General features: G+C 72.9%; 18 protein-coding genes. 13 read left to right on the top strand and 5 right to left on the bottom strand.

What is annotated here, in order from left to right; all coding sequences use genetic code 11:
• The first annotated feature begins 16 nt into the window (after window positions 1-16).
• Window positions 17-946 carry a glycosyltransferase family 2 protein gene (locus ACWEJ6_RS03100; RefSeq protein WP_358282610.1) on the top strand — a complete coding sequence of 310 codons (930 nt, stop codon included), beginning with the start codon at window positions 17-19 and terminating at the stop codon, window positions 944-946.
• 3 nt (window positions 947-949) lie between these two features.
• Window positions 950-2,014, top strand: coding sequence for a glycosyltransferase family 4 protein (locus ACWEJ6_RS03105; RefSeq protein WP_452420853.1), 1,065 nt, complete (start codon window positions 950-952; stop codon window positions 2,012-2,014).
• Here ACWEJ6_RS03105 and ACWEJ6_RS03110 read toward each other — a convergent pair.
• Window positions 1,915-2,874, bottom strand: coding sequence for a lysylphosphatidylglycerol synthase transmembrane domain-containing protein (locus ACWEJ6_RS03110; RefSeq protein WP_387668838.1), 960 nt, complete (start codon window positions 2,872-2,874; stop codon window positions 1,915-1,917). The genes ACWEJ6_RS03105 and ACWEJ6_RS03110 overlap by 100 nt on opposite strands.
• A 90-nt stretch (window positions 2,875-2,964) precedes the next feature.
• Between ACWEJ6_RS03110 and ACWEJ6_RS03115 the strand changes: the two genes are divergently transcribed.
• The 7 genes from ACWEJ6_RS03115 to ACWEJ6_RS03145 all read left to right on the top strand — a co-directional run bounded on the left by ACWEJ6_RS03115 (window position 2,965) and on the right by ACWEJ6_RS03145 (window position 12,415).
• The gene (locus ACWEJ6_RS03115) at window positions 2,965-3,792 is read left to right on the top strand and encodes a class I SAM-dependent methyltransferase (protein ID WP_358282616.1); all 828 of its coding nucleotides are present in this window, start codon (window positions 2,965-2,967) and stop codon (window positions 3,790-3,792) included.
• Complete coding sequence (locus ACWEJ6_RS03120; protein ID WP_352349216.1) at window positions 3,789-4,697, top strand: lysylphosphatidylglycerol synthase domain-containing protein; 909 nt, start codon at window positions 3,789-3,791, stop codon at window positions 4,695-4,697. The genes ACWEJ6_RS03115 and ACWEJ6_RS03120 overlap by 4 nt, the downstream gene beginning before the upstream one ends.
• 97 nt (window positions 4,698-4,794) lie before the next feature.
• Window positions 4,795-5,913, top strand: a complete 1,119-nt coding sequence (locus tag ACWEJ6_RS03125) for a glycosyltransferase family 4 protein (protein ID WP_358282620.1) — start codon at window positions 4,795-4,797, stop codon at window positions 5,911-5,913.
• A 32-nt stretch (window positions 5,914-5,945) separates the two neighbouring features.
• Window positions 5,946-7,025 carry a mannose-1-phosphate guanylyltransferase gene (locus ACWEJ6_RS03130; protein WP_449922201.1) on the top strand — a complete coding sequence of 360 codons (1,080 nt, stop codon included), beginning with the start codon at window positions 5,946-5,948 and terminating at the stop codon, window positions 7,023-7,025.
• Between the two features lie 63 nt (window positions 7,026-7,088).
• Window positions 7,089-7,982, top strand: a complete 894-nt coding sequence (locus ACWEJ6_RS03135) for a DNA-3-methyladenine glycosylase family protein (protein ID WP_358282624.1) — start codon at window positions 7,089-7,091, stop codon at window positions 7,980-7,982.
• Window positions 7,983-8,033: 51 nt separating this feature from the next.
• The gene (locus ACWEJ6_RS03140) at window positions 8,034-10,586 is read left to right on the top strand and encodes a bifunctional FO biosynthesis protein CofGH (RefSeq protein ID WP_452420857.1); all 2,553 of its coding nucleotides are present in this window, start codon (window positions 8,034-8,036) and stop codon (window positions 10,584-10,586) included.
• A gap of 116 nt (window positions 10,587-10,702) precedes the next feature.
• Window positions 10,703-12,415 carry a substrate-binding and VWA domain-containing protein gene (locus ACWEJ6_RS03145; RefSeq protein ID WP_452420859.1) on the top strand — a complete coding sequence of 571 codons (1,713 nt, stop codon included), beginning with the start codon at window positions 10,703-10,705 and terminating at the stop codon, window positions 12,413-12,415.
• 31 nt (window positions 12,416-12,446) lie between these two features.
• On the opposite strand, the gene ACWEJ6_RS03150 is transcribed toward ACWEJ6_RS03145, so the two are convergent.
• From ACWEJ6_RS03150 to cofD, 4 genes are all read right to left on the bottom strand, one after another.
• A complete protein-coding gene (locus tag ACWEJ6_RS03150; RefSeq protein WP_358282726.1) occupies window positions 12,447-12,872 on the bottom strand; it encodes a DoxX family protein in 426 nt (141 codons plus the stop codon).
• Between the two features lie 16 nt (window positions 12,873-12,888).
• The gene (locus ACWEJ6_RS03155) at window positions 12,889-13,620 is read right to left on the bottom strand and encodes a lytic polysaccharide monooxygenase (protein WP_452420861.1); all 732 of its coding nucleotides are present in this window, start codon (window positions 13,618-13,620) and stop codon (window positions 12,889-12,891) included.
• A gap of 100 nt (window positions 13,621-13,720) precedes the next feature.
• A complete protein-coding gene (locus ACWEJ6_RS03160; protein ID WP_452420863.1) occupies window positions 13,721-14,992 on the bottom strand; it encodes a coenzyme F420-0:L-glutamate ligase in 1,272 nt (423 codons plus the stop codon).
• Window positions 14,989-15,927, bottom strand: a complete 939-nt coding sequence (cofD, locus tag ACWEJ6_RS03165; RefSeq protein WP_387668821.1) for a 2-phospho-L-lactate transferase — start codon at window positions 15,925-15,927, stop codon at window positions 14,989-14,991. The genes ACWEJ6_RS03160 and cofD overlap by 4 nt, the downstream gene beginning before the upstream one ends.
• A gap of 182 nt (window positions 15,928-16,109) precedes the next feature.
• Here cofD and ACWEJ6_RS03170 point away from each other — a divergent pair, with 182 nt between their 5' ends.
• From ACWEJ6_RS03170 to ACWEJ6_RS03185, 4 genes are all read left to right on the top strand, one after another.
• Window positions 16,110-18,683, top strand: coding sequence for a hypothetical protein (locus ACWEJ6_RS03170; RefSeq protein ID WP_452420865.1), 2,574 nt, complete (start codon window positions 16,110-16,112; stop codon window positions 18,681-18,683).
• A 321-nt stretch (window positions 18,684-19,004) separates the two neighbouring features.
• Window positions 19,005-19,265: a WhiB family transcriptional regulator gene (locus tag ACWEJ6_RS03175; protein ID WP_020546325.1), complete on the top strand. Its 261-nt coding sequence runs from the start codon at window positions 19,005-19,007 to the stop codon at window positions 19,263-19,265.
• 104 nt (window positions 19,266-19,369) lie between these two features.
• The gene (locus ACWEJ6_RS03180) at window positions 19,370-22,177 is read left to right on the top strand and encodes a glycosyltransferase family 2 protein (RefSeq protein WP_452420868.1); all 2,808 of its coding nucleotides are present in this window, start codon (window positions 19,370-19,372) and stop codon (window positions 22,175-22,177) included.
• Window positions 22,174-23,484, top strand: a complete 1,311-nt coding sequence (locus ACWEJ6_RS03185; protein ID WP_452420870.1) for a DUF5719 family protein — start codon at window positions 22,174-22,176, stop codon at window positions 23,482-23,484. The genes ACWEJ6_RS03180 and ACWEJ6_RS03185 overlap by 4 nt, the downstream gene beginning before the upstream one ends.
• The last annotated feature ends 50 nt before the right edge of the window (window positions 23,485-23,534 follow it).

Below are 23,534 nucleotides of genomic sequence, written 5' to 3' on the forward strand. Positions count from 1 at the left end.
AGTACCCTCGACCCCCGTGAGCACGCTTGAGACCCCCAAGAGTGGACCTGCCGTGGAAGAAGCGCCGTACGTCACGATCGTCCTGCCCTGCTACAACGAGCAGGACCACGTCATCGACGAGGTCGAGCGCATCACGCGGGCGATGGACTCCAGCGGCTACACCTACGAGCTGGTCGCCGTCGACGACTGCTCGACCGACCAGACCCTGGCCCGGCTCGAAGAGGCCGCGCCCGAATACCCCCACCTGCGCATCCGCGCCTTCCACCGCAACGGCGGCTCGGGCACCGTGCGCCGCATCGGCACGCAGGAGGCCAGGGGCGAGATCGTCGTCTGGACCGACGCCGACATGACCTACCCCAACGAGCGCATCCCCGAGCTGGTCCAGATCCTGGAGAAGGACCAGACGGTCGACCAGGTCGTCGGCGCGCGCACCACCGAGGAGGGGTCGCACAAGATCCTGCGGGTGCCGGCCAAGTGGGTGATCCGCAAGGTGGCCGAGAAGCTCGCCGGGCAGAAGATCCCCGACCTCAACTCGGGGCTGCGCGCCTTCCGCAAGTCGGTGGCCCGCCCCTACCTGCGGCTGCTGCCGCCCGGGTTCTCCTGCGTCACGACGATCACGCTGTCGTTCCTGTCCAACCAGCACGACGTCTACTACCTGCCCATCGAGTACGCCAAGCGGGCCGGCAAGTCGAAGTTCAGCTTCGTCTCCGACGCCTACCGCTACATCCTGCAGGTGCTGCGGATGATCATGTACTTCAACCCGCTCAAGGTGCTCATGCCGCCCGCGCTCTGGCTGGTGGCGATCGGGCTCGTGAAGGGCGTCTGGGACATGATCCGGCAGCCGTTCTACTTCCCGGCGAACACCGTCATGATCTTCCTGTCGGGCCTGCTGATCGGCTCGGTGGCGCTGCTGGCCGACCTGATCGTGCGGTCGCGGGGGGAATAGCGCGTGCGCATCGCGATCGTCGGCCCGACCCATCCGTACAAGGGGGGCGGGGCGCAGCACACCACCGAGCTGGCGCACCGGCTGGCGGGCCAGGGCCACGACGTGGTGATCGAGTCGTGGCGGGCCCAGTACCCGTCCTTCCTCTACCCCGGGCAGCAGACGATCTCCGAGCCCGAGGGCACGCCGTACCCGCGGACCGCGCGGCGGCTCGACTGGCGGCGGCCCGACGGGTGGTACGCGGCGGGACGCCGGTTGCGCACGGCCGACCTGGTGGTGCTGGCGGTGCTGAGCTCCGTCCAGGTTCCTCCGTACCTGGGGATCCTGTCCGGGATCGGGGGTAAGGCCCGGACGGTCGCGCTCTGCCACAACGTGCTGCCGCACGAGCGCAAGCCGTACGACCAGCCGCTGATGAGGGCGCTGCTGCGGCGGGTCGACGGCGTGCTGGCCCACTCCGAGCAGCAGGCCGAGCTGGCCAGGGGGCTCGCGCCGGGCAGGCCGGTCGGGGTGGCGGGGCTGCCGCCGCACCTGCCGTCCACGTCGGCCGAGAAGGCCGGCGGGGTGCGCCGGCGGTTGTTGTTCTTCGGCATGGTACGCCCGTACAAGGGGCTCGACCTGCTGCTGCGGGCGTTGCCCGAGGGCATCTCGCTGACCGTGGCGGGCGAGTTCTGGGGCGGCCTCGACGAGACGAAGGCGCTGATCGACGAGCTGGGCCTGGCCGACAGGGTGGAGCTGCGGCCCGGGTACGTCCCGGCCGCCGACGTGCCGAAGCTGTTCGCCGCGGCCGACGCGCTGGTGCTGCCGTACCGCAGCGCCACCGCCAGCCAGAACGTCTGGCTCGGCCACGAGCACGGCGTGCCGGTGATCGCCACCCGGGTGGGCGCGCTGGCCGACCACGTGACCGACGGCGTCGACGGCCTGCTGGTCGAGCCGGGCGACGCCGGGGCGCTACGCGCGGCGATCGAGCGCTTCTACGCCTCGGGCGAGCCGGAGAGGTTGCGGTCGGGGGTCAAGGCGGTCGATCCCGAGCCGTTCTGGGCCGCGTACGCGGGCGCGCTGCTCGCCCTCTGACGGCCCAGCAGGAACGCCGCCCCCGCGGCGACCGCGTCGGCCAGCGTGAACGCCAGCCGCGACACGATCGCCACCGCGATGGCCGGAGCGGTGCCGATGACCGGCCCGAGCACCAGCACGAGCGCGCCCTCCCGCACGCCCACCCCGGCGGGCACCACGAAGGCCAGGATGCCGGTGCACCAGGCGAACGCGTACGCGCCGGTCGCCACCAGGTAGAGGTCGGGGCGGCCGGACAGCAGCCAGGTGTGCAGGCCGTAGACGAACCAGCCGAGCGCGGTCCAGGCCACCGTGACGACGACCGTGCGGCCGGGCAGCACGCTCTCCAGCGGCTCCTTGCGGGCGATGCGGAGCGCCAGGTTGAGCCCCCAGGTGAGCACCCTGGGATGCAGGCACACGATGATCACCGGCACCAGCAGCACCACGTACCAGGCCCGCCGGACGGCCTCGTGCGAGCTCAGCGTGGCGGCGGCGATCGAGATGCCGACGCCCAGGTTGACCACCAGCCCGAGCGAGATCGTGGCGAACGTGCGCCGCGGCGGGCTCCCGTGGTCGCGCCCGAGGTCCATCATGGCCGCGTACGCCCACACCGCGCCCGGGATGTACTTGCCGAGCTGGCCCACGAACATGATCCGTCCGGCCACCCGCAGCGGCAGCCGCGTGCCGAGCCCCGCCATGATCTGCCGCCAGGCCGCCAGCATGCAGACCTGCCCGGCCAGGACCGCGCCGAACGCCCCGAGCACCGCCCACGGCGACAGCCTGGAGAGGGCCTGCGTGGTGTCGTGCCAGTTCCGCGCCAGGCCGTAGCCGAGGAAGGCGAGGGCGACCAGCGCGAGCAGGACGCGCAGCAGGCGGCGCAACATCAGCCCAGGCTACGCGGGAGCCCGGGGGAGGGCCAGCATGTGGGCCAGGTCAGCCTGCCGAGGCCCGCGGCGCGGGTACTGTTGGGCGACGTGGGCAAGCAACGGGTCGCGCAGCTCGAGTACTCCGAATTCCAGTCGGCCATGCTCGACGAGGACAAACGCCGCCGCAAGGCCGCGAAGATCATCGCCGTGCTGGAGCACTTCCAGGGGCCGCTCGGCGGGCTGACCGTGGGCGACGTCGGCTGCTCGGCCGGGTTCATCGCCGACGAGCTGGCCCAGGCCGGGGCCAAGCACACGCTGGGCATCGACATCGACGTGCCGGGGCTGCGCAAGGCCGCCGACCGGTTCGGCGAGCGGGTGGCGTTCGTCTGCGGCGACGGCACGGCGCTGCCCTTCCCCGACGGGTCGATCGACGTGCTGGTGTTCAACCACATCTACGAGCACGTGGTCGACCCCGACGCCGTGGTGGCCGAGATGCACCGCGTGCTGTCCGACACCGGGGTGCTCTACCTCGGGCTCGGCAACCGGCTCGGGGTCGTCGAGCCCCACTACAAGCTGCCGTTCCTGTCGTACCTGCCGCCCGCGCTGGCCGACCGTTACGTGCGCGCCTTCGGCCGGGCCGACCACTACTACGAGCGGTTCAGGACCCGGCGGGGGCTGCGCCGGATGTTGCGTGCCTTCCACGTCTGGGACTACACGTTCCCGGTGCTGGCCACGCCGACCAGGTTCGCCGGGTCGGAGCTGTTCCCCGGCCTGCCGGGCCGGCTGGTCAAGGCCGTGCTGGCCCGCGCGCCGCGCGAGGTGCTGCGGCTGCTGCTGCCCGTCGTGCCGACGTACCTGTGGGTGGCCACCAAGACCCCGCGCAGGCCCGCGGGGCCGGCGCTGCCGCAGCCGCCCGAGCGGGTCCTGCCGCTGTGAGCCTCGTGGACGAGACCGGCGCGAGCGCGATCCCCAAGCGGTCGCTGCCGCGCCGGCTGCTGCGCTTCGGCTTCCTCGCCGTCGCGCTCGCCTTCGGCGCGTGGGCGGTGGCCAGGCAGTGGGACGCCGTGGTGGCCGGGTTCGCCCGGCTGTCGTGGCCGGCGCTGGCCGGGTCGCTCGTCGCCGTGGTCGCCGCGCTGCTCGGGGCCATGCTCACCTGGCGCACGCTGCTGGCCGACCTGGGCTCGCCGCTGCCGCTGCGGCCGGCCGCCAAGGTGTTCTTCGTCGGCCAGCTCGGCAAGTACATCCCCGGCGCGGTCTGGCCGGTGCTCGCCCAGATGGAGATGGGCCGCGACCTCGGCGTGCCGCGTCCGCGCAGCGCCGCGGCGTTCTTCCTGATGATGCCCGTCCAGATCGCCAGCGGTCTGCTGGTCACGCTGGTCACGCTCGGCTGGCACCGGTTCGGCTGGGTGCTGCTGTTCATCCCGCTGCTGCTGGTGCTGCTGGAGCCCAAGGTCGTCAACGGCGTGATCGGCTTCGGCCTGCGCAGGCTGAAGCGCGAGCCCCTGGAACGCCCGCTCACCCGCCGCGGCATGCTCACCGCGCTCGGCTGGGCGCTGGCCGGCTGGACGGCCTACGGCGTGCACTTCTACTTCGTCGCGCCGCAGGGCGGCCTGCTGTTCGCCGTCGGAGCCTTCGCGCTGTCGTGGTGCCTGGGCATCGTGACCTTCGTCGTGCCGGCCGGGGCGGGGGTGCGCGAGCTGGCGATGGTGGCGGTGCTCGCCCCCGTGCTCGACAGCGGCGCGGCCATCGCGGTGGCCCTCTGCTCCCGCATCGTCATCATCCTCGGCGACCTGATCTGCGCAGGTATGGCGGGAATTGCCGCACGTCGCGACTCGGTGTGATTTGGCCCACGATTTGGGGGAGGGTGGTCATAAGCTGAAGCAAAGAGGGGGGACTTGCCAGGTCCCACGTCGATCTTGAGGGGAGAAGATCCACGTAATGCCTCGAGTGCTCGTCGATGCCGCCGCGGTCCCCGCCGACCGTGGTGCGTTGATCCGGTACGTGGACGGGCTCGTGGCCGCGCTCCACCAGGCAGGGACCGATCTGGTCGTGGTCTGCCAGCGTGCGGAAGCGGAAAGGTACCAGCGGCTGGCGCCTTCGGCCCGTGTCGTCCCCGGCCCCGTCGCCATCACCAACCGGGCCGCCCGGCTCGCCTGGGAGCAGACCGGCGTGCCGCTGCTCGCCCGCCAGACGGGGGCCGAGGTGATCCACGCCCCCTACTACTCCATGCCGCTGCGCTCCGGCCTGCCGACCGTCGTGACGGTGCACGACGTGACCTGGTTCACCGAGCCCGAGCAGCACAGCCCGGCCAGGGCCGCGTTCTTCCGCTCGGCCACGCGCACCGCCGTCCGGCACGCGCAGCGCGTCATCGTGCCGTCGAAGGCCACCAGGGACGAGCTGGTCCGCGTGTTGTCGGCCGACCCCACCCGCATCGACGTCGCCTACCACGGCGTCGACCTCGCCCAGTTCCACCCGCCGAGCGAGGACGAGGTGCGCCGGGCGGCCATCAGGTGCGGGCTGCGCGGCCAGCCGTACGTGGCCTTCCTCGGCAACCTCGACCCCCGCAAGAACGTGCCCAACCTGATCCGCGGCTTCGCCGCCGCCGTCAAGCGGCTGGAGACGCCGCCCGCGCTGGTGCTCGGCGGCGGCGTGCACGAGGACGACGTCGACGCCGCCTGCCGCGAGGTCGAGGCCACCGTCCGGGTGATCAGGCCGGGATACCTGCGCGCGCCCGATCTGCCGGGGTTCCTGGGCGGTGCGCTCGTCGTGGCGTTCCCCTCCCGGGGCGAGGGCTTCGGCATGCCGGTGCTGGAGGCCATGGCCTGCGGCGCGGCCGTCCTCACCAGCCATCGCACCTCGCTGCCCGAGGTGGGCGGCGACGCCGTCGCCTACACTGAGCCGGACGCCGACAGCATCGCCGACGCCCTGGGCGAGCTGCTCGCCTCCGCCGATCGGCGGCGGCAGTTGCAGGAGGCCGGGCGGGCGCGGGCTCGCGAATTCACCTGGGAGGCCTCGGCGGAGGCCCATCTCAACTCCTATCAACGCGCAATCGAATAGTTCGCTACTCTCACGGAGTGATGGAGAGCTCTTTGCCAGACCTCGAGGCGATCCTCCTGGTCGGGGGGCAGGGCACACGCCTGCGTCCGCTGACACTGGGCACGCCCAAGCCGCTGCTGCCGACCGCCGGAGTGCCGTTCCTGGCCCACCAACTCGCCCGTGCCCGGTCCTTCGGCGTGCGCCGGATCGTGTTCGCGACCTCGTACAAGGCGGCGATGTTCGAGCCGGCCTTCGGTGACGGGTCGGCACTCGGGCTCTCGCTCGAATACATGACCGAGGAGACGCCGCTCGGCACCGGCGGGGCCATCCGCAACGCCGCCGAGGCGCTCACCGGCGGGCCCTCCGACCCGGTGCTCATCCTCAACGGCGACATCCTGTCCGGCCACGACATCGGCGACCAGGTGCGCACCCACTGCGAGCGCGGCGCCGCCGTGACGCTCCACCTGACGGAGGTGGACGACCCGACGCGGTTCGGCTGCGTGCCGACCGACGAGTCCGGACGGGTGACCGCGTTCCTGGAGAAGACCCCCAACCCGGTCACCAACCGCATCAACGCCGGCTGCTACGTCTTCACCCGCTCGGTGATCGACTCGATCCCGCGCGGCGAGGTCGTCTCCGTGGAGCGCGAGACGTTCCCCGGGCTCATCGACTCCGGCGAGCTGGTGCTGGGCTACGCCGACCGCACGTACTGGCTCGACGTGGGCACGCCGGCCGCGTTCGTGAAGGGCTCGCGCGACCTGGTGCTCGGGCGGCTCGACTCGCCGGCCCTGCCCGGCCCGCAGGGCGAGCACCTCGCCCTCGCCGGGGCGAAGATCTCGGCCGAGGCCAAGGTCCAGGGCGGCACCGCCGTCGGCGCGCGGGCCGTCGTCGAGGCGGGCGCGTCCGTGGTGGGCTCGGTGTTGTGCGACGACAGCGTCGTCGAGGCGGGCGCCACGGTGAGCGACTCGGTCGTGGGCAAGGGCGCCCGGATCTGCGCCGGCACGGTCGTGCGCGACGCGGTGATCGGCGACGGCGCGGTGGTCGGGCCGGGCAACGAGCTGCAGGGCGGGGTGCGCGTCTGGCCGGGCGTCGAGCTGCCCGAGCGCGCGGTCCGCTACTCCAGCGACGTCTGACCCGCCCGCCGGGGCCGCGCGGGTGAGCGACCACCCGCCGCCGCGCGGCAGACTGGACATGTGATGGAACGCAGGTGGGAGCCCGACGGGCCGCTCGACGTGGAGCTGGCCCTCGGCCCCCACCGGCGCGGCACCGGCGATCCCGCCTGGCGCCGCACCTCCGACGGCTCGATCTGGCGCGCCTGCCGCACCCCCGACGGCCCGAGCACGCTGCGGGTGACCGTGACGGCCGCGGCCGTGCGGGCCCAGGCGTGGGGGCCGGGCGCCGGATGGTCGCTGGAGACCCTGCCCGCCCTGCTCGGCGCGCTCGACGACGTCTCCGGCTTCCGCGTCCGGCACGACGTGCTGGCGGACGTGGCGCGCAAGCACGCGGGGCTGCGCATCGGGCGTACCGGGCGGGTCATGGAGGCGCTGGTGCCCGCGGTGCTGGAGCAGAAGGTCGTCGGCCGGGAGGCATGGCGGGCCTGGCGCTACCTGCTGCGCCACTACGGCGAGCCCGCCCCCGGCCCCGCCCCCGACGGCATGCGGGTGCCGCCCGAGCCGGTCGTGTGGCGGCAGATCCCGAGCTGGCACTGGCACCGGGCGGGCGCGGAGGCCGTCCGGGCCCGGACGATCGCCAACGCCGCCTGGCACGCCGCCAAGCTGGAGGCCGCGGCCACCACGGACGAGCTCGACCGGCTGCTGCGGGCCCTGCCCGGCATCGGCGTCTGGACGTCGGCCGAGGTGCGCCAGCGGGTCTTCGGCGACGCCGACGCGGTGAGCGTGGGGGACTTCCACCTGGCCAAGCTGGTCGGCTACGCGCTGACCGGGGAGAAGACCGACGATCAGGGGATGATGCGGCTGCTGGAGCCGTACCGGGGGCATCGGCACCGGGCGACGGTGCTCGTCTGGCTCAGCGGTCTGCGCCCGCCCGCGCGCGGGCCGCGGATGGCCGCGCGCGACTACCGGTCCTTCTGACATCCCGCCCTGAGTGCGCGTCACGAACTCAGGGGTGCGTACTGTGCCTCTATGAGTCTTGTCAGTGATTCCGCGCTTCGCCGTGCCCTCGCCCGTGCCCGTGACGGCAAGGCGCTCGACCTCACCGAGGCCGTCGTGCTGCTGCACGCGCGCGGCGAGCAGCTCGACGCGCTGCTCGACCACGCCTCCCGCGTGCGCGACGCCGGGCTGAAGGCCGCCGGCAGGGAAGGGGTGATCACCTACAGCAGGAAGGTGTTCATCCCGCTGACCAGGTTGTGCCGGGACCGTTGCGGCTACTGCACGTTCGCGACCGCGCCGCACAAGCTGGAGTCGGCCTTCCTGAGCCCGGACGAGGTGCTGGAGATCGCCCGGCAGGGCGCGGCGATGGGCTGCAAGGAGGCGCTGTTCACGCTGGGGGACCGGCCGGAGGACCGCTGGCACCAGGCCCGCGAGTGGCTGGACGCGCACGGCTATGACGACACGTTGTCCTACGTGCGAGCCATGGCCATCCTGGTGCTGGAGGAGACCGGGCTGCTGCCGCACCTCAACCCCGGTGTGCTGAGCTGGCGTGACCTGCAGCGGCTCAAGCCGGTCGCGCCGTCGATGGGCATGATGCTGGAGACCACCTCGCGGCGGCTGTTCGAGGAGAAGGGGCAGCCGCACTACGGCTCCCCCGACAAGGACCCGGCGGTACGGCTGCGCGTGCTGGAGGACGCCGGCCGCAGCAACGTGCCGTTCACGACCGGGATCCTCATCGGCATCGGCGAGACCGTCGAGGACCGGGCCGAGTCGATCTTCGCCGTCCGGAAGGTGGCCCGCGAGTACGGCGGCATCCAGGAGGTCATCGTCCAGAACTTCCGCGCCAAGCCGGACACGGCCATGCGCGGCCTGCCGGACGCCGACCTGCACGAGCTCGCGGCCACGATCGCCGTCGCGCGCCTGGTCCTCGGCCCCCGCGTACGCCTCCAGGCCCCGCCCAACCTGGTCGACTCCGAGTACGCGCTCATGATCCGCGCCGGCATCGACGACTGGGGCGGCGTCTCGCCCCTGACCCCCGACCACGTGAACCCCGAACGCCCCTGGCCGCAGATCGACGACCTGGCGGCGCGTACCGCCGAATCCGGCTTCGACCTGCGGGAACGCCTGACGATCTACCCCGAGTACGTGCGGGCCGGCGAGCCCTGGCTGGACCCGCGGCTGTTCGCGCACGTCGAGGCCCTGGCCGACCCCGACACCGGGCTCGCCCGCGAGGACGCCGTGCCGCAGGGCCGTCCCTGGCAGGAGCCGGACGGCGGGTTCACCGCCGCCGGCCGGGTGGACCTGCACGTCGAGGTGGACACCACCGGCCGGGCGACCGACCGGCGCGACGACTTCGACCACGTCTACGGCGACTGGACGGCCCTGCGCGAACGCCTCGGCCCGATCGCCGCCTCGACGCCGAGCGACGTGCGGCAGGCGCTCCGGCGGGCCGAGGCCGACCCCGCCGGGCTGACCGACGCCGAGGCCGTCGCGCTGCTGGGCGCGGAGGGTGAGGCGCTGGACGAGCTGGCGGCCATCGCCGACGCGCTGCGCGCGCAGGCCGTCGGCGACGAGGTCACCTACGTCGTCAACCGGAACATCAACTTCACCAACGTCTGCTACACCGGCTGCCGCTTCTGCGCCTTCGCCCAGCGCAGGACCGACGCCGACGCGTACACGCTGAGCCTGGACCAGGTGGCCGACCGGGCCGAGGAGGCGTGGGCGGCGGGCGCGACCGAGGTGTGCATGCAGGGCGGCATCCATCCCGACCTGCCGGGAACCGCGTACTTCGACATCGCCAGGGCGGTCAAGGCCAGGACGCCCGGCATGCACGTGCACGCGTTCTCCCCGATGGAGGTCATCAACGGAGCCTCCCGGACGAACCTGTCCGTACGCGACTGGCTGGAGGCGGCCAAGGAGGCCGGGGTGGACTCGCTGCCCGGCACGGCGGCCGAGATCCTCGACGACGACGTGCGCTGGGTGCTGACCAAGGGCAAGCTGCCGGCCAAGGAGTGGATCGAGGTCATCACCACGGCCCACGAGGTCGGCATCCCGACGACGTCCACGATGATGTACGGCCACGTGGACCACCACCTGCACTGGGTCAGGCACATCAAGCTGATCAGGCGGCTGCAGGAGCAGACCGGCGGGTTCTCGGAGTTCGTGCTGCTGCCGTTCGTGCACACCAGCGCCCCGATCTACCTGGCCGGCATCGCCCGGCCCGGCCCCACCGCCCAGGAGAACCGCGCGGTGCACGCCCTGGCCAGGATCCTGCTGCACGGCGCGATCTCCAACATCCAGTGCTCCTGGGTCAAGCTCCAGGACGACCTGTGCCGCCAGGTGCTCCGGGGCGGCGTGAACGACCTCGGCGGCACCCTCATGGAGGAGACGATCAGCCGGATGGCGGGCTCGGAGAACGGCTCGTACAAGACGATCAGCGAGCTGCGCGAGATGGTCGAGGTCACCGGCAGGCCGGTACGCCAGCGCACCACCGAGTACGGCACCCCCACGGCCGAACGGCTGGCCGCCGCGCAGGCGAGCGACGGGGTGTGCCAGAGCGTGAGAAGAATCTTGCCGATGGCATAGTTGTAACAAGTTCTAACAAGGGTTGCGCCCGGTATGGGAGGCACTGGAAGAATCATCACTCCACTGGAGAGAGGTTCATCGTGCGGTTGGGTCGACACCGTGCCGCGCTGCCTCCCGTGCAGCGACGCAGGAAGGCGCTCCAACGGGGCATGCTGGCCGGCCTCGCCGCCGTGGCCGTCGCCGCCGGCGGCCTGTACGTGGTGCTCGGCGGCGGTCCCGCCCTGTGCGTGTCACGAGATCCTGTTCTGGTCAGCGTGGCCGCCGCCGTGGACGTGGCGCCGGCGGTCATGGAGGCCGCCGGGCGCTTCAACGAGACCAGGGCGTCGGTCGGCGGGCGGTGCGTGCTGGTCCAGGTGACCGAGCAGCCGTCGGCCACCGTGCTGCGCACGCTGATCGGCGACCGGGCCGGCGTGCTGCGCGAACGTCCGGACGGCTGGATCGCCGACTCCTCGGCCTGGATCAGGCTGGCCCGCAGCCAGGGCGCGAGCTCGCTGCCCGCGGGGGAGACCGTGGTGGCCACCTCGCCGCTGGTGTTCGCCACCCGCTCGTCGCTGGCCCGGCGTTTCTCGGTCGGCGGGACCGAGATGAACTGGCGGATGGTCTTCCCGCCGACCGTGCGCGGGCGGCTGACGCCCAGCTCGGGCGAGCCCGACGTGGTACGGGTGCCCGACCCGTCGCTGGTGGGCGCGGGGATCGCGACCGTGGCCGCGGCCAGGGACGTCGTGGGCACCGGGCCGGCCGCCGACAAGGCGCTGACGGCGTTCGTCCGCTGGGCGCAGGCCGGGTCGGCGCCCGACTACCGCAGCATGCTGGACGCCGTGGACGACCGCGGGTTCTGGCAGCGGCCGGTGGTCATCGTCCCTGAGCAGTCGGTGTGGAACCACAACCGGGTGCCCTCGCCCGACCCGGTCGTCGCGCTGCACCCGCGCGAGGGCACGATCGACCTCGACTATCCCTACGTCGTCACGGCGGCCGATCCCGACGTCGCGGAGGCGTCCACCGCCTTCGCCGACTGGCTGAAGGGCGGCCAGGCCCAGGAGATCGTCCGGCGGGCCGGGTTCAGGTCGGGCGACGGCCGGCTGGGGCCGCTCCTGACCGGGTCGCAGCTCCCGTCGGAGGCGCCGAAGACCAGGCCGTCGGTGTCGCAGCAGGACATCGACGAGGCGCTGCGCGCCTGGAGCAGGCTGGCGCCGCCGACCAACATCCTCGTGCTGGCCGACACCTCCAAGCACATGGCCGAGCCGCTGAACGGCAGCACGAAGGTGCGCATCGCGCTGGCCGCGGCCAAGATCGGGCTGCAGCTCTTCCCGAACTCCACGCACATGGGCATGTGGGAGTTCGCCGACAAGGTGGGGAACCTCCGCAGCTACCGGCAGCGGGTCAGCCTCGGCCCGATCAGCGAGCCGGAGTCGGGCCAGGTGCTGCGGCGCAGCGTCCTCGACGAGCTGACCAGCACGATCGCCCCGCACCCCGACCTGGACAGCTCGCTCTACGACGCGATGCTGGCCGGGTTCCGCAGGATGAGCGGCGACTACCGCGACGACATGAACAACACGCTGCTGGTGATCACCGCCGGCAAGGACGACGGCAAGGGGGTCAAGCTCCCGCGGCTGCTCGACGCCCTGCGGAAGGAGTGGGACCCGGACAAGCCCGTCCAGATCGTCATCATCGCGTTCGGCAAGGACGTGGACCGCGGCAGCCTGTCGCAGATCGCGGCGGCCACCAACGGCTCGCTGCACGAGGCGCAGGAGCCCGGGGAGATCATCGACGTCTTCCTCGGCGCGCTGGCCCGCAGGCTCTGCCATCCCACCTGCAAGCCGGCCGCCTGAGGGGATGCCGGTCGCCCGGCACCCCCTCGGCCTACATCTGGTGCACGGTGGCGTTCTCGCCGCGGTGGGTGAAGCGGGACACGAGCTTGTCCAGCGACCACGCGCCGCTGCCGAGCAGCGCCAGCATCAGGAACGACCACGAGAACATGGCCGCGGTCTCGCCCCCGTTCTGCAACGGGAACAGACCCTTGGGCAGGTGGACGGTGAAGTAGGCGTAGGCCATCGTGCCCGAGCAGAGCAGGGCGGCGACGCGGGTGGCGAGCCCGATGAGGACGAGGCCGCCCGCGCCGAGCTCGATCACCCCCGCCCACCAGTCGGGCCATTGGCCTACGGACGGGGTCGTTCCGCCGTACGGGCCGCCGAGTACGCCGAACAGAGTGGCGGCCCCGTGGCAGGCGAACAGCAGGCCCACCACGATGCGGAACAGCGACAGCGCGGCGTCACGAAGCTTGGTCATCGGCCTGTCCAGACCCTCAGATCCGCTGCCAGAGCGCCGGGACGTTCGGCGGCTCCCAGCCCGCGATGGCCGTGTGGGGCTGCAGGCACCGGTAGGAGACGCCGTTGTAGGTGACCGTGCTGCCCGTGGTGTAGGCCGTGCCGGCCTTCCAGGTGCCCGAGGCCGTCGTGGTCGGCGTCGGGGTCGGGGTGGGCGTGGGGGTCACGGTCGGGGTGGGGGTGGGGGTCGGCTGGCCGCCGCCGCCGATCTGCAGGTCGATGCAGGAGTAAAAGGCGTTGGAGGTGTCGGAGATGTTCCAGATCGCCAGCACCTTCTGGCGGCCGGAGTAGCCGGAGAGGTTGACGGTGTGGGAGATCGTCGACGGCGGTTGCTGGCCGTTGCCGTTGAAGACCGCGACCCGGGTGCCGCCGATGTAGTACTCGTAGTTGAGCGTGGCGTGCCTGGCGGTGAACGTCCAGGTGAAGGTCACCGAGTTGCCCACCGAGGTGGCCGGCCACGGCTTGCTCTCGTCGCTGAGCTGAGCGAACTGTCCAAGATTGGCGTTGCAGCTCCGCAGGCCCTTCGGGCCCTCCACGCTCTGCGGCTCGTACATGATCTGGCCGCAGTCGGGCACCTTGCCCTGGGCGCAGAACGCCTGCCTGCTGGGCGGCGAGTTCACATAACCGTGGGCGAACGCGGGAGAGGTGTTGAACACCGCCGTGGCGATGGTGATCACCGCCACGGCGACTAACGTGAGAGTCCTTCGCATTGAAGTGGCTCCTTTACATGGGGGGATAGTCCAAATGTAAAGGAAAGTTTCCTAACGGTAAACGGTTGGCTTACCGGATTTCCAGACTCTCGTCAGAGGCTCAGCGCGTCACGATGAAATCGCGCGGGTCACGGGGGGCGCGGTCGCGCGGCGGCGCGGCGGCGTGCCCGATCGCCACGCAGCCCATCGGGTCCCAGGACTCCGGCAGGTCGAGCACCCGCCTGACCACCGGCCGGCAGAACATCGTGGAGGACACCCACGCCGAGCCCAGCCCCTCGACCGCGAGCTGGATCAGGAAGTTCTCCACGCCGGCGCCCGTCGCCACCACGAACATCTCCCGCTCGGAGGCGTTGCGCCGGTCGTCGCGGTAGGTGTGCGAGCCCTCCATCACCAGGCACGGCACGACCAGGTAGGGGGCGTTGCGCAGGACGTCGCCGCGTTTGACCCGCTTGGCGATCGACTGCTCGGTGAAACCGTCGCCGCGCAGGTCGTCGATCCACGCCTCCCGCATCGCGTCGAGCAGCTCGGTGCGGGCCTGCGCCGACTCGACCAGCACGAACCGCCACGGGGTCGTGTGGTGCGGCGCCGGCGCCGCGATGCCCGCGGCCACCGCCCTGCGCACTGCCTCGCCGTCGACCGGCCGGTCGGAGAACTCCCTGATCGTACGGCGGGCGAACACGACGTCGCGGGCGCCGAAGCGGAACATGTCCTCGTCGGCCGGGCGGACGAGCGGCCTGACCCCCGGCCCGTCGTCGTCGGTCACCAGATGGGCCAGACCGCGCACGATCGCCGCGGGAACGCCGTCGAGCTTGCCCTTGACCAGCTCGGCCGCGCTCGCGATCTCGTCGGCCAGCGCGGTGACGGTGGCGCCGAGCGCGTTGCCGTAGGGGTCGGAGGAGCCGCGGAAGTCGTCGAGCGGGCGCACCCCGGCGGCGCCGATCGCCACGTCGGTCAGCCCGTTGCGCCACGGACGCCCGAACGTGTCGGAGACGATCACCCCTACCCGCGCGCCCAGCCCGGCCCTGATCCGCGCCGCCGAGGCGTCGGGGTCTTCAGGCAGCAGCAGGACGGTGCCCGGCTCGGTGTTGGAGGCGTCGACCCCCGCCGCGGCCATGACGAAACCGTGGCGGGTCTGGACGATCACCGTGTCGCCGCGCCTGGCGACGACCCGCTCGGTCTCCTCCTCGATCGCGCTCGCGCGGTCGGGCGCCTGGCGGACGCGGCCCTCGGCCTTGCTGACGATCTTGGAGGTGACCACCACGATGTCGCCGTCGCGCAGGTCGGCGTCCTTGAGCAGGGCGGCCACGTCGTCGCCCGGCCGGACCTCGCCGATGCCGGTGACGGCGATCACCTCGACCCGTCGTGAGCTCATCGGGCCAGCTCCAGCGCCAGGTCGAGCGCCGTGCGGGCGATGTCGGCGGCCGTCTCGGCGTCGTGCATGAGGATCGGACGGGACACCACGCGCACACCGTCGAGCGCCACCCCGGAGTCCTCCTCGGCCACCAGCCAGCCGTCGACCAGGCCGGCGCCGTAGAGGTCGAGCACGGCCTGGGCCGTGGTCTCCACCCCGATGGCCGTCAGGCAGGCGTCGGCCATGCCGCGCACGGGCGCGCCGCCGATGATGGGGGAGACGCCGACCACGGTCTTGGCCGCGACCGCCTCGCGGATGCCGGGGACCTGCAGGATCGTGCCGATGCTCACCACCGGGTTGGACGGCGGCAGGATGACCACGTCGGCCTGCTCGATCGCCTCCAGCACGCCCGGCGCGGGCTTGGCGGTCTCGACCCCCACCAGCGCGAACGACTCGGCCGGGACCGAGGCGCGCAGGCGCACCCACCACTCCTGGAAGTGCACGGCCCGCTTGCCGCGCTCGTCGGAGATCACCACGTGCGTCTCGCAGCGGTCGTCGGTCATCGGCAGCAGCCGCACGCCCGGCTGCCAGCGCACGCACAGGGCCTCGGTGATCTGCGAGAGCGGATAGCCCGCCTCCAGCATCTGCGAGCGGACGATGTGGGTGGCGAAGTCGCGGTCGCCGAGCCCGAACCACTGCGGCTCGACCCCGTAGGCGGCCAGCTCCTCCTTGACGACGTGGGACTCCTTGGCCCGGCCCCAGCCCTGCTCCTCGTCGATGCCGCCGCCCAGGGTGTACATGACGGTGTCGAGGTCGGGACAGACACGCAGGCCGAACAGGGTGATGTCGTCGCCCGTGTTGCCGATGACGGTGATCGAGGCGTCGGGTGCGGTGGCGCGCAGGCCGCGCAGGAAACGGGCGCCGCCGATGCCGCCGGCGAGTGACACGATGTGCATGCGTCCCAGTCTTCCATCGGCGTCCGACATCCCCGTGGGGGGAGTGGTTCTGCCCCACTTCGGAGCAATGAAGCTCCAGCTATAGGGGTAAATGGGATGGAAGAGGTTCTTGGGACATCCGCCGCGAAAGTCGGCAATGTGGCAAACTCCCTTCGGGCCAAAGGGTCCGATGGGGGTTACTCATGAGCAAAGTAAATGCCGCCCGACTACGGGAGCCGGCTGCCTGGATCATGCTCGTCACCGGGGTGGTGGACGTCGTCCTGACGATCGGCCACATCCTGATCGGCTCGGGCAGCCCGCTCGGCGGCGGGTTCGCCACCCGTGCCGCCGCGAACCTGACGGGCCTGACCAGCCCGGTCGTGACCGCGCTGCTCGTGGGCGCCGTGCTGCTCGTCACCAGGACGGGCGAACGCTCGCCCAAGGCCCGGCTCATCGCCTACGGCTCGGCCGCCGGCCTGCTGCTCGCCGCCGTGTTCGGCGCGCTGGCGCTGATCGTCGGGCTGTTCGCCGGTGGCGGCTTCCGTGGCGTGGTGGAGTACGTGCTCACCGGCGTGCCCATGCTCGCGCTGACCGCCGTCGGACTGGTCTACCTGCTCCCCGAGGTCATGCCCGGCCGGACCCCCATCCCCACCCTCGACGGGTACGGCCGTCCCACCACCCACTACGGCCAGCCCCAGCAGTTCGGCCAGCAGGACCAGCCCCAGTACGGCCGCCCCCAGCAGTTCGGCCAGCAGGACCAGCCCGCCTACGGCCAGCCCGACCAGCCCTCGCAGGGCCGGCCCGACCCCGCGCCCCAACCCGCGTACGCGCAGCCGCACGCCGCGCCGACCCCCTACGGCCAGCAGCCCGCGCTCGCCCAGCTCCCCCCGGGCCAGGACGCCCAGCCCCCGGCTTCCGACAGCCAGCCGGGTTCCTCCGGCTACGCCCCGCAACCGCCGTCGGGCCAGGTTCCAGCGGGCTCGGGCTACGCGCCCCAGCCGCCCTCGGGCCAGCAGTCCCCGGGCTACACGCCCCAGCCGCCCTCGGGCCAGCAGTCCCCGGCCTACGCGCCGCAGCCCCCGTCCTCGGGCTACGAGCCCCAGGCCGCCTCCGCCGGGTACGCGCCCCAGCCCCCGTCCGGCCAGCACGCCACCGTCGCCTTCGGTCAGCAGGACCCGCAGGCTCCGTACGGCCAGCAGGACTCCCAGGCTTCCTTCGGGCAGCAGGACCAGCAGGCCCCTTACGGCCAGCAGGACCAGCAGGCCGCCTTCGGGCAGCAGCCGGGTTACGGCGGCGGACAGGCGCCGAACCCCGGCGCGCAGCCCGGCTACGGCCAGCAGCCCCCGAGCTACGGCGGCCACCCCGACCCCGCCGCCGGTGGCTACGGCCAGCCCGAGCCGTCCACCCCCGGTTACGGCCAGCCCGCCGCCGCCTTCGGCCAGCCCGACCCCGCCGGTTACGGCCAACCCGCGCCCTCCGCGCCCGGCTTCGGCCAGTCCGACGCCCCCGGCTACGGCCACCAGCAGGAGACCCCCGTCCCGCACGCGACCGAGGCGCAGTCCCCCTACGCCCCCCAGGCTTCCGACGGCCAGCCCGCCTACGGCCAGGCCCAGGGCCAGGGGCACGGCCAGCAGCCCGCCTACGGCCAGCCCGATCAGTCCCCGTTCGGCCAGCCCGCCCAGGGCCACCAGCCTGATCAGTCCCCGTTCGGCCAGCAGCCCGACCAGGCTCCCTTCGGGCAGTCTTCGCACGGTCAGCTGCCCGAGCAGGCCCCGTTCGGCCAGCCCGCCCAGGGCCAGCCTGACCAGGCTCCCTTCGGGCAGTCTTCGCACGGTCAGCCTGACCAGGCTCCCTTCGGCCAGCCTTCGCATGGCCAGCAGTCCGAGCCGTACCAGCAGCAGCCCTACCAGCCGGCCAGGGCCGCGCTTCCCGCCGCGTCCGCCGAGCAGCCCTTCGGCAACCCCCAGGCACCGGCCGGTCAGCCGTTCGCGCAGCCGCAGGGTTTCGGCCAGGACCAGGGGTACGCCCCGCCCGCCTACACCCCGTCCGAGACGCTCCCCGACTCCGGCTACCAGCCGCCGGCCGGCGAGTACACCCCCGCGCCGTACGTCCCGGCCGACAGTCAGCCCAGCGCGTACGGCCAGTCCGGCTACCCCACCCCGGAGAACCCGTACGCCCCGAGCAACAGCTCCCCGAACGCCTTCGCCGACCAGGCGTACCCGAGCGGCGAGACCAGCCCGAGCGTCCCGTACCCGCAGGCGGAGCCACAGCAGCCGTACCAGGACCGGCAGAACGCCTTCGACCAGCAGGGCGGCCAGCCGTTCACCGGCTACTCCGGCCACGAGTACGCCACCCCCGCCTTCCAGGAGCCGGACCCGCCCGTGGACCCGCGCTCCCAGCAGCTCCTGGACGCCTACCAGCAGGCCGAGACCTACCAGAGCTCGACGGCCGCCTCCGGCACCCAGCCCGACCTGCGGGTGCCCGACTACGCCGGCCAGCCGGCCCGGCCGTACGACGACCCGTTCGGCCACCCGCAGCAGGCCCAGCCGTACCAGCAGCAGCAGAACGCGTACGAACCCCAGCAGGGCCAGTACGAGCAGCCCCAGACCTACCGCCCCACCCACCAGGCCCCGGCCGGCTGGAACGAGGCGCAGAGCGAGTCGACGATGCGGCTCGACCCCTCGCAGTTCGGGGACGCCCTGGGCGCCCAGAACCGCCCGGGTGACGACCCAATCGACCCAACGGCCATATACACGCCCAACGAGCCACGCAGGTAACGGACCGGCAAACGACGGCTAGAGAGAAGGTGGCCCAAAGGGCGGGCGTCTACCCCGCCCTGATACGGTTCCGACCGCTGACAGCGTTGAACGAACCGGGTCGAAGCCTTGCTGTGCAGGGGGTCTCGGCCTGGTGCGAACACCACATGCCGAGCACACCGGGGCGAGAGTCGGTCTTTCCCCGGATACCGTCATGCCGCTTGACGTCACGTACGGCACGCGCGTGTAATTACAACCATGTTGTTACGCCTTCCCGTGGGTGGGTAGGAGGAAGGCGTCCATGGGGGGCTCCATTGCGGGCGGGCGGCAGGGAGGTGTGCAGTGACCGATCCGGTCATCGCACAGGATCAGCTTGACGCTGAAGAACTCGGATGGCAGGAGCGTGCGTTGTGCGCGCAGACCGATCCGGAGGCGTTCTTCCCGGAAAAAGGCGGCTCCACCCGAGAAGCCAAGAAGGTTTGTCGATCGTGCGAGGTCCGTGCCGAGTGCTTGGAATACGCGCTCGAACACGATGAGCGCTTCGGCATCTGGGGTGGGTTGTCGGAGCGGGAGCGCAGACGGATCAAGCGCCAGGCCGTTTAGGGGATATGAGCGAAAGGGTCACGCGGTAGCCCGCGTGGCCCTTTTTCGCGTGTGATGTCACCTGTAGGGTGGGCGCGCCTGATCAACGCTGGAGTCGCCCGCCCATGTCACGCCCCCTCGTCACCGCGATCGTCGTCGCCCATGACGGCGGCCGCTGGCTGGGGGACACCTTGCGCGCGCTGGCTGGTCAGAGCCGCAGGCCGGAGCGCGTCGCCGGGGTCGACAACGGCAGCAGGGACGGCTCGGCCGACCTGCTCGCGCAGGCGCTCGGCGCGTCCAACGTGCTCACGCTCCCGCGCTCGGCCTCCTTCGGCGACGCGGTGGCGGAGGTGCTGGACCGGCTGCCGCCGTGCGGCCAGGACGAGTGGCTCTGGCTGCTGCACGACGACTGCGCCCCCGACCGGCGGGCGCTGGAGGCCCTGCTCATGGCGGCCGAGCAGGATCCCAAGGCGGCGGTGCTCGGCCCGAAGCTGCGCGACTGGCTCGACCGCAGGCGCCTGCTCGAACTGGGCGTGACCGTCGGCCTCACCGGGCGCAGGGACACCGGGCTGGAGCCGCGCGAGTTCGACCAGGGGCAGCACGACGGCACCCGGGAGGTGCTCTCGGTCTCCACGGCGGGCATGCTGGTCCGCCGCGACGTCTGGGAGCGGCTCGGCGGTCTCGACCCGCTGTTCCCGCTCTTCCGCGACGACCTCGACCTGTGCTGGCGGGTGCGCAACGCCGGGCACCGGGTGCTGGCCGTCACCTCGGCGGTGGCCTGGCACGCCGAGGCGGCGGCCCGCAGACGGCGGCGGATCACGGTCAGCGGCGACCATCCGCGCAGGCTCGACCGGCGCAACGCGATGTTCGTCGTCATGGCGAACCTGCCGTTCCGCGTGATGGTGTGGGCGCTGCTGCGGAACCTGGCCGGGTCGGCCCTGCGCACGCTGCTGTTCCTGGTGGGCAAGCAGCCGGCGAACGCGCTGGACGAGATGGTGGCGCTGGGGTCGATCCTGGCGCATCCGTTCCGGCTGCTGAAGGCGCGCAGGTCCCGCCGCGAAGGCCGTAAAAAGGGATTTATTCGTATAAAGCGGTTGCTGACGCCGCCGGGGGCGGCCTACCGGCGGCTGACCGACATGGTGCAGAGCTTCCTCGCCGGCGCGGGCCCCGTCGACTCCACCGGCCGCCACCACCACTCCACCCCCGAGGACGACGAGGACCGCGCGCCCGCCGACACCGGCGTGGTCAAGGGCCTCCTCCGGCGGCCCGGCGTCGTCCTCATGATCGCCCTGGCCGTGATCTCGCTGGCCGCCGAACGGTCGCTGCTCGGCGGCGACCGGCTGGGCGGCGGCGCGCTGGTCCCGGTCACGGGCGGCGCGGGAGACCTGTGGCGGTTCTACACCGAGGGCTTCCACGACATCGGGCTCGGCTCCACCGACTGGGCGCCGCCGTACGTGGCGCTGCTGGCGCTGGCCTCGACGCTCGCGCTCGGCAAGACGTGGCTGGCGGTGTCCGTGCTGCTGCTCGGCTCGGTGCCGCTGGCCGGGGCGTCGGCGTACCTGGCGACCCGGCACGTCATCCCGGCGGTGCCCGCGCGGGCGTGGGCGGCGGGCACGTACGCGCTGCTGCCCGTCGCGACCGGCGCGATCGCGTCCGGACGGCTCGGCACGGCGGTGGTGTTCGTGCTGGTCCCGGTGTACGCCGCGCTCGGCGCCACGCTGCTGTCCGGGGAACGGCGCCGCGCGCGGCGCGCGGCCTGGGGGCTGGGGTTGCTGCTGGCCGTGGGGACGGCGTTCGTCCCGCTGGTGTACCCGCTCTTCGCGGTGCTCGGCGTGCTGGCCGCCGTCGCGTACGGCGGGGTGCGGCGCGGCGTGGTGACCTCCATGGTGATCGCGCTCGCGGTGCCCGTCGCGCTGCTGCTCCCGTGGCTGGCCGGGCTGGTCACGGACCCGGGCCGGATCCTCCTGGAGGCGGGCCTGCACGATCCCGCCCTGGTGGCGGCGGGGCTCGCGCCGGAGTCGCTGCTCGCGCTCAGCCCGGGAGGGCCGGGGCTGCCGCCGTTCTGGGTGACGGCCGGGCTGGTGGTGACGGCGCTGGCCGCGCTGCTCATGCGCCGCCAGCGGCTGATCGTCGCGATCGGCTGGGGCGTCACGCTGTACGGCGTGCTGGCGGCCGTCCTGGTCAGCCGGATCAGCGTCGAAGGAGCACGGGCCTGGCCCGGCGTGCCGCTGGCGTTCGCGGGGACCGGGCTGCTGGTGCTCGTCGGCCTGACCGCGCACCGGCTGGCCGAGTTGCGGGCCGACGGCGGGCTGCGCAGGATCGGCGCGTCCCTGGTGGTGGCCGCGGCGGTGAGCACGCCGATCCTGGCCGCCGGATATTGGGTGGCGTACGGGGTGCGCGGCCCGCTGACCGGCCACGCGCCCGGCGTGCTGCCCGCCCTGGCCGCGTGGAGCACCCGGCACGGCGAGCGCACGCTGGTCGTCAAGGGGGACGCCTTCACCGTGCTGCACGGCCGTACCCCGTTGATCGGCGAGGCCGAGCTGCCGGTCGCGTCCGAGGGACGGTCGAAGGTGGCGGACGCGGCGCGCGGACTGGTCGGCGGCCGTGGCGGAACCGACGCCGCGACGCTGGCCCAGCACGGGATCGCCATGCTGGCGGTGGCCGCGCCGGTGCCGCCGCCGCTGGCCAGGTCGCTGGACTCCCAGCCGTCGCTGGAACGCATGAGCCTGTCGGAGGCGGGCGGCCTGTGGCGGCTGACCGAGCCGTTCACCCGCGTGCCCGCCCGGCCGGCGGACGTCCTGCACGCGCCCTGGTTGTGGACCCAGGGCGCCTTGGCCCTGATCGTGCTGGTCCTGGCCATGCCGGGACGCCGGGGGAGCGGCGCGGTCGAGGGCGTCGAGGCGGCCGTCCCCGTGCCCGCGGGGGTGCGATGAAGGCATTCGTGGAGAACAGGTTCGGCCTGCTGGTGCTGGTCGTGGTGGCCCTGTCCGCCCTGTACGGCGTCGCCCTCGTCACCCGCCCGGCCCCCGTCCCGGCCGCCAGGGCCGAGGGGCCGCGGAAGGTCGCCGTCGAGTCGGTGACGGCCGTCTGCCCCGGCGCCGAAGGCGCGCGGATGAACGTCTACCTGCCCGGACGCCTGTCCCACGAGGTCATGAAGAACGCCGAGCCGTACGTGACGAACGGCCCGGGAGCACTCGAAGCCGGATATACCACCCGGGTCACCTCGGGTGCGGCCCGCGGGCTGTCCGGGGTGCGCTGCACCGAGCCGGCGCAGTCGGCCTGGCTGGCCGGCCCCGGCCCCGCGGCGGCCGACGTGATCCTGCACCTAACCAACGCCGACAAGGCCCCGGCCCAGGCCGACGTCGAGGTGTACGCGGCCGAGGGCCTGGTCTCCGGCGACGCCGGCCGCGGCCTGGAGATCGCGCCCGGCGAGCACAAGGAGATCGACCTCAAGACGCTCGCGCCCTCGGCCGACGTCATGGCCGTCGGCGTGACCACCGTCTTCGGCCGGCTCGCGGTCGCGGCCAGGGCGTCGATGCGCGGCGGCGGCGTGGACTGGCTGCCGCTCGCCGCGCCCCCGGCCACCCGCGTGGTGGTGCCCGGCATCCCCGGCGGCGGCGGGCGGCGCGAGCTGCTGGTCGCCGCGCCCGGCGAGAACGACGTGTCCGTGCAGGTCAAGGCGGTCAGCGAGGACGCCACGTACGCGATGCGAGGCCGCGAGAGCGTCGACGTGCCCGCCGGCAGCGTGGTCGCGCTGGACGTGACCACCGGGATCGGCGGCGAGGCGGCCGCGCTCGTGCTCACCGCGCCCGCGCCGATCGTGGCCGGGCTGGTCGCCACCGGCACCGGGCGGCGGCTGGACGTGGCGTTCACCGCGGGCACGCCCCCGCTCGACCTGGGCAGCGCGGTCGCGGGCAACGGTCCGGGCACGCGGCTGCTGCTCACCGCGCCGGACGGGCCCGGCGAGGTCAGGGTGCAGGAGGTGCCGGCGAAGGGCGCGGCGGGCAGGCCGTACGACGTGGCGGTGCCCGCCGGGCGGACCAAGGAGGTGCGGCTGCGCGGCAAGGGCGAGTTCGCCGTGGTCGTCACGCCCGTGTCGGGCCAGGTCTACGGCGGCCGGGTCATCGAGGAGCGGGAGAAGGACGGCCTGCTCGTCACCGCCCAGCCGCTCGCGCCCGCGCGCGTGTGGACCGTGCTGCCCGCGCTGACCGACAGCCCCCGCGTGGTGCTGCCCGGCTGAGCCGCGGCTGAGCGGCAGGTGAGCCACGGGTGAGCCGGGGGTGAGCGGCG

It is taken from the genome of Nonomuraea sp. NPDC004702 (assembly GCF_053601695.1).